4 protein-coding genes are annotated in these 5617 nt (G+C 46.7%); all 4 read right to left on the bottom strand.

Annotated features, from left to right (window positions below):
- Positions 1 to 3309 (bottom strand): preprotein translocase subunit SecA (gene secA, locus AC4E7D_RS11015; protein WP_490173847.1); only part of this gene is annotated, 3309 nt, incomplete at its 3' end.
- A 196-nt stretch (positions 3310 to 3505) separates the two neighbouring features.
- A complete protein-coding gene (locus tag AC4E7D_RS11010; RefSeq protein WP_013551418.1) occupies positions 3506 to 3730 on the bottom strand; it encodes a DUF2795 domain-containing protein in 225 nt (74 codons plus the stop codon).
- 133 nt (positions 3731 to 3863) lie between these two features.
- The gene (locus AC4E7D_RS11005) at positions 3864 to 4442 is read right to left on the bottom strand and encodes a cob(I)yrinic acid a,c-diamide adenosyltransferase (protein ID WP_490173846.1); all 579 of its coding nucleotides are present in this window, start codon (positions 4440 to 4442) and stop codon (positions 3864 to 3866) included.
- 292 nt (positions 4443 to 4734) lie between these two features.
- Positions 4735 to 5617, bottom strand: an 883-nt coding sequence (locus tag AC4E7D_RS11000; protein WP_490173845.1) for a lipoprotein N-acyltransferase Lnb domain-containing protein, incomplete at its 5' end; no start/stop codon positions are given.

Here is a 5617-nt window from a genome sequence, read left to right as displayed (position 1 = left end):
GTATTTCAGGGTTTTACTTTCACCAGACATTATATTTTTAATGGTAACCCGCTCGTTCCTTCCAATTTTGGGCCGTTCCCTGACAATAGTTTCCGTTACCTGTGGACGCCTGCCCTGAGTCTGACCTGCCGCCCTGTTCTGAGCCGCCAGTTCATCACTATTCGGAATCTCTTCCTTGGTAGTTTTCAGGTTTTCTTTTTTCCTTCTTACGCTCCGTGCTTCCTGGATCTCGTTGGTATCTGAAGAAGGTAACTCTCCTTTAAAGAGGAAGGAAACCACATCCTTGTTCACTTTTTCGATCATGTCTTTGAAGAGTTCAAAAGCCTCAAACTTGTAGATGAGCAAGGGGTCTTTCTGTTCGTGGACGGCGAGCTGCACGGATTGTTTCAGTTCGTCCATTTTTCGAAGGTGTGTCTTCCAGGCATCATCAATGATGGCCAGGGTGATGTTCTTTTCAAAATCGGTCACGAGTTGCTTCCCTTCAGACTCATAGGCCGCTTTAAGGTCGGTAATCACATTCAGGGTTTTGATCCCGTCTGTAAAAGGGACTACGATCCGCTCGAACTTATTGGAATTGTCTTCGTATACCTGTTTGATGACAGGCAGGGCAGTGGCAGCACTGCGCTCCATTTTATTCTGGTAATACGAATACGCCGCCTGGTAGGTTTCGTTCGCAATTTCCTGGTAAGCCAGTTTTGCAAATTCTTCTTCTGAAACCGGGGCAGTAATCGAAAAGTACTTGATCAGCTCAAACTCAAAGTTCTTGTAATCATTGGCTGCCTTATTGGTCTCTGCGATGACCTCACAGGTGTCGTAGATCATGTTGGCGATATCGAGCTGCAGGCGTTCCCCTTCCAGGGCATGGCGCCTCCTTTTGTACACCACTTCCCTTTGGGCATTCATAACGTCGTCATATTCCAGCAATCGCTTCCTGATCCCGAAGTTATTTTCCTCCACTTTCTTCTGGGCCCTTTCGATAGATTTGGTCATCATGGAATGCTGGATCACCTCGCCTTCTTTCAGCCCCATACGGTCCATCATCTTGGCAACACGATCCGAACCGAACAGTCGCATCAGGTTGTCTTCCAGGGACACGTAAAACTGGGAACTACCAGGGTCTCCCTGTCGACCGGAACGTCCTCTCAGCTGCCGGTCAACCCTTCTTGAATCATGCCTTTCTGTGCCAATGATGGCCAGTCCGCCCGCTCCTTTTACCTCTGTGGTTAACTTAATGTCCGTACCCCTACCGGCCATGTTTGTAGCGATGGTAACCACGCCCGGGTTTCCTGCCTCGGCGACGATATCCGCTTCTTTTTTATGGAGTTTAGCGTTAAGTACGTTATGGTCGATTTTTCGGAGTTTCAACATGCGGGAGAGCAATTCCGATATTTCTACTGAAGTAGTACCAATAAGAACAGGCCGTCCTTGCTGGGCCAACTGGGATACTTCCTCGATAATGGCATTGTATTTCTCCCTTTTAGTCTTGTATATCAGATCGTTGCGATCATCCCTGGCTATCGGCCGGTTCGTTGGGATCTCCATGACATCCAGTTTGTAGATCTCCCAGAATTCCCCGGCTTCTGTAACCGCCGTACCGGTCATTCCGGCCAGTTTCTTATACATCCGGAAATAATTCTGCAGGGTAACGGTGGCAAAGGTCTGGGTCATGGCCTCAATCTTCACGTTCTCCTTGGCTTCGATTGCCTGGTGGAGCCCGTCCGAGTAGCGCCTGCCCTCCATGATCCTACCGGTTTGCTCGTCCACGATCATGACCTTATTATCGATTACGACATATTCCACGTCTTTCTCAAAGAGCGTGTAGGCCTTAAGCAACTGGCTCATGGTATGGATGCGTTCGCTTTTCACAGAAAAATCCCGGAACAAATCTTCCTTGAGCTCTGCTTCCTTCTCAATTTCCAGGTTCTGGTTTTCGATTTTTGCAATTTCACTGCCGATATCAGGCATGATGAAAAAGTTCTTGTCCTGGTCCTTGGAGATCACTTCTATACCTTTATCGGTCAGCTCGATCTGATTGTTTTTCTCGTCAATTACAAAGAGGAGTTCAGCATCCACTTTGGGCATTTCCCGGTTGTTGTCCTGCATATAAAAGTTTTCGGTCTTTTGCAGGAGCTGCTTTATTCCCTCTTCACTCAGGAATTTGATAAGCGCTTTATTTTTTGGGAGTCCCCGGTGGACCCTTAACAAGAGGAAGCCACCTTCCTTGGTGTCGCCTTCCGCAATTTTTTTCTTGGCCTCTGCCAATACGCCGGTAAGATATTGCCGCTGTTTTTGAACAATTTCGTATACTTTGGGCCTCAGCTCATTGAATTCGTGCCGATCCCCTTCGGGTACCGGTCCGGAAATGATCAAAGGGGTCCTGGCATCGTCGATCAGTACGGAATCCACCTCATCCACAATAGCGTAATGGTGGGGCCTTTGCACCAGGTCTGATGGGGTATGTGCCATGTTATCCCTGAGGTAGTCAAAGCCAAATTCATTGTTGGTGCCATAGGTGATATCCGCGTTGTAGGCGGCCCGCCTGCCCTCTGAGTTGGGCTGGTGCTTGTCTATACAGTCTACCGAAAGCCCGTGGAATTCAAAAATGGGTCCCATCCAGGTACTGTCCCTTTTCGCAAGGTAGTCGTTAACAGTCACCAAATGCGCCCCTTTTCCAGCCAGTGCATTGAGGTAGAGGGGGAGGGTGGCTACCAGGGTTTTACCTTCACCCGTCTGCATTTCAGCGATCTTACCCTGATGCAGGGCAATACCCCCTATCAGCTGTACGTCATAATGGACCATGTCCCAGGTGACTTCCTTTCCGGCAGCATCCCAGGAATTGCTCCAGATCGCGGAATCCCCATCAAGGGTAACATATTCCTTGGTTCCGGAGAGCTTACGGTCAAATTCTGAGGCCGCTACTTTCAGGGTCTCATTTTCAGCAAACCTCCTTGTAGTTTCCTTGACTACAGCGAATGCTTCCGGAAGCAAATCGTTCAGGGTGTCCTCCGTGATTTTGTAAGCGTCCTCTTTCAGGCTGTCGATTTGGTTGTAAATGGCCTCGTTCTTATCGATATCGGCAGAACTTTTTGACTCCTCCTGTAATCGATCAATTTCTTTATGGATGTCGCTGCATTTTTCAGCAATAGTAGCTTTGAATTCTGCGGTCTTTTGCCTGAGTTCGTCATGGCTCAACTGTTTCAGGGCGCTTTCAAAGGATTTTATTTTTTTGACAATAGGTTGTAGTTCCTTTACATCCTTTTTCGACTTATCGCCGACAAAGGCTTTAATAATGGAATTAACTAAACTCATGTGATATTTTTTTTAATTGCCACGAGCATTTCATTTTCACTTATCGCCGTTCGGCATTCTCATCTCGTGTGATGCTTCCGGTAGTACAAAAGGTGTTCCAGAAGTCTAAATCTTCCCAAAACTCTGGTGTGGGCTGTCAAAATTACATAAAAAAAAAGCCTCAAATGAGACTTTTTTATGTAATTAACGTGTGTTATTAATATTCATCCTCGTTCCAGAGGTAATCTTCTTCGGTAGGATAATCTGGCCAAATTTCCTCGATTGATTCATAAATCTCACCACCCTCTTCTTCCATTGACTGAAGGTTTTCTACAACCTCCAGCGGTGCTCCTGTACGGATGGCGTAGTCTATCAACTCATCCTTGGTGGCCGGCCAGGGGGCATCGCTTAAATAAGATGCCAGTTCTAAAGTCCAATACATCGCTATGGTCTGATTTTAAATTTTTGCAAAAATAATTTTTAAACCCAAACGGCAAAGAAAAAACAGCTTTAATTCCCCGATTTGCCTGTGATTTTTTAGATTTCAGTAAAGGGATAACGAAGAAAAGTGAAATTTATTCCTCCTTTTTCGCCGGGATCCACTTTATTTCCTCTGCCTGGAGGTCGGACGACAATTTACGTGCCAGGACGAATAGGTAGTCAGACAGGCGATTGATATAGGTAAGAATTAAGGGGTCAACAGCTTCATTTTCATTAAGATAGGTGATCATTCGCTCGGCCCTCCGACAGACAGTACGGGCAATATGACAATATGACACGGTAGGGTGGCCTCCAGGAAGTATAAAATGCGTCATGGGAGCCAAGTGCGTATTCATCTCGTCCATGGCTTTCTCTAATTGCTCCACATCCGCGGAATCCAGTGTCTGAATGTTGAGGCGGTCACGTCCACCCTTACCTTTTGCCTTCTCGGGTTCTGTAGCCAACTGTGCACCTGTTACGAACAACCTGTCCTGTATCTTCTGTAGCACTGCCTTCTGGGAGGTATCTTCTGAAAGGTCCCGCAGCAGGCCGATCCAGGAATTGAGTTCGTCTAACGTACCGTAACTTTCAATGCGAATATGGTGCTTGGGTACCCGTGTGCCCCCAAATAGAGAAGTAGTTCCAGTATCTCCTGTTTTCGTATAGATCTTCATAGTGTTGGGCTAAATAAAAGTACCATAGGTACACTTGCGATTCATTCCTGGGATTCTTTCCTTTTGTCCTTGCGTTCGTACCCCTCCATAAATTTCCTGGATTTCCGCCTTTTTGCATTACGCTTGTTGAAAGCAGAAATTACCAAATAAACTATGGCCAGACCCCCCAGTAAATAGTATATGCCGTTGTCCATAATCCTTAAGTGCTACAAAATTAAAGGAATATAATCAATTCTGCTGATAGGGAGCACAGGAAGTGGTGGGCCAGAAGCTTTTCATTACCGGAAAGGGTTCAGGGGAGCTCAGGCTTTTTAAAATAGAGGATAAGCCAAAGGTAGCGAATCAAAAGAGCAGCCACCGGAATCCCGATCAAGGGGGAGAAATGCTGTATCCCGAATACCCAGAGTACCCCGGTAATCCCCAGTAAAATAGTTAATCCGATAAGGTAAGGCCGCATAAACGCAGGTGGATCCGTGCTCCGTATCAAATAAAAGGCAGCTACCAAATTGAGGGGAAAGAGCCACAGGATGTTAAAATTGTTCACCGTGGCCGTATGATCAGTGAAAAACCAAAGGGAAAAAAGCAGCAATCCGGCCAGCCCGCTGAAAAGAAACAGTATAAAATCCAGCCCCCGGCTCCTGGTTTTATTCCGGTAATCAATATAGGTAATGGTAAGGCTAAATCCCAAAAGCACCAACAACCAGAACAAAGGGGATAGGGTAAAAATGGCACCCAGATCAGCATCCGGGTTGTTGAGGATGGTCCGGGTACGCCTTACCAACGGTTTGTTGTCCAGGGAGGTATTGTCCAGTTGGTACAGTACATAATAGGGCAGGAACATATGTTGGTAGGCGGTAGCTTCTTTATCGATATCTGCCCCCAGGGCCAGGTCAATGCCGAACATGGCCCAGGAATTGGTTTTCAGGTGCTGCCGGATAAGTTCCCGAAAGGTATAGCGTGTATCCAGGTGATCTTCCTTAAAGTCCAGACCATTTTCAAGGATCTTTGAAAGTACGTCCGGCATTTTGGTAGAGCAGTTATCAAAGAGAAAATCGTATTGGTAATCCCTGTTCTCCGGGCGGTAGTTGTTTTCTAGGAACTGCAGGAGTTCATTTTTCTGTGTTGGATTCAGGTCGAGCAGTTGCTCCTTCACCCAGCGGTTCTCGAACACCACC

The organism is Lentiprolixibacter sp., assembly GCF_982873095.1.
The sequence above is the reverse complement of the archived record's forward strand: the minus strand, read 5'-3'. Positions and strand labels throughout refer to the sequence as shown.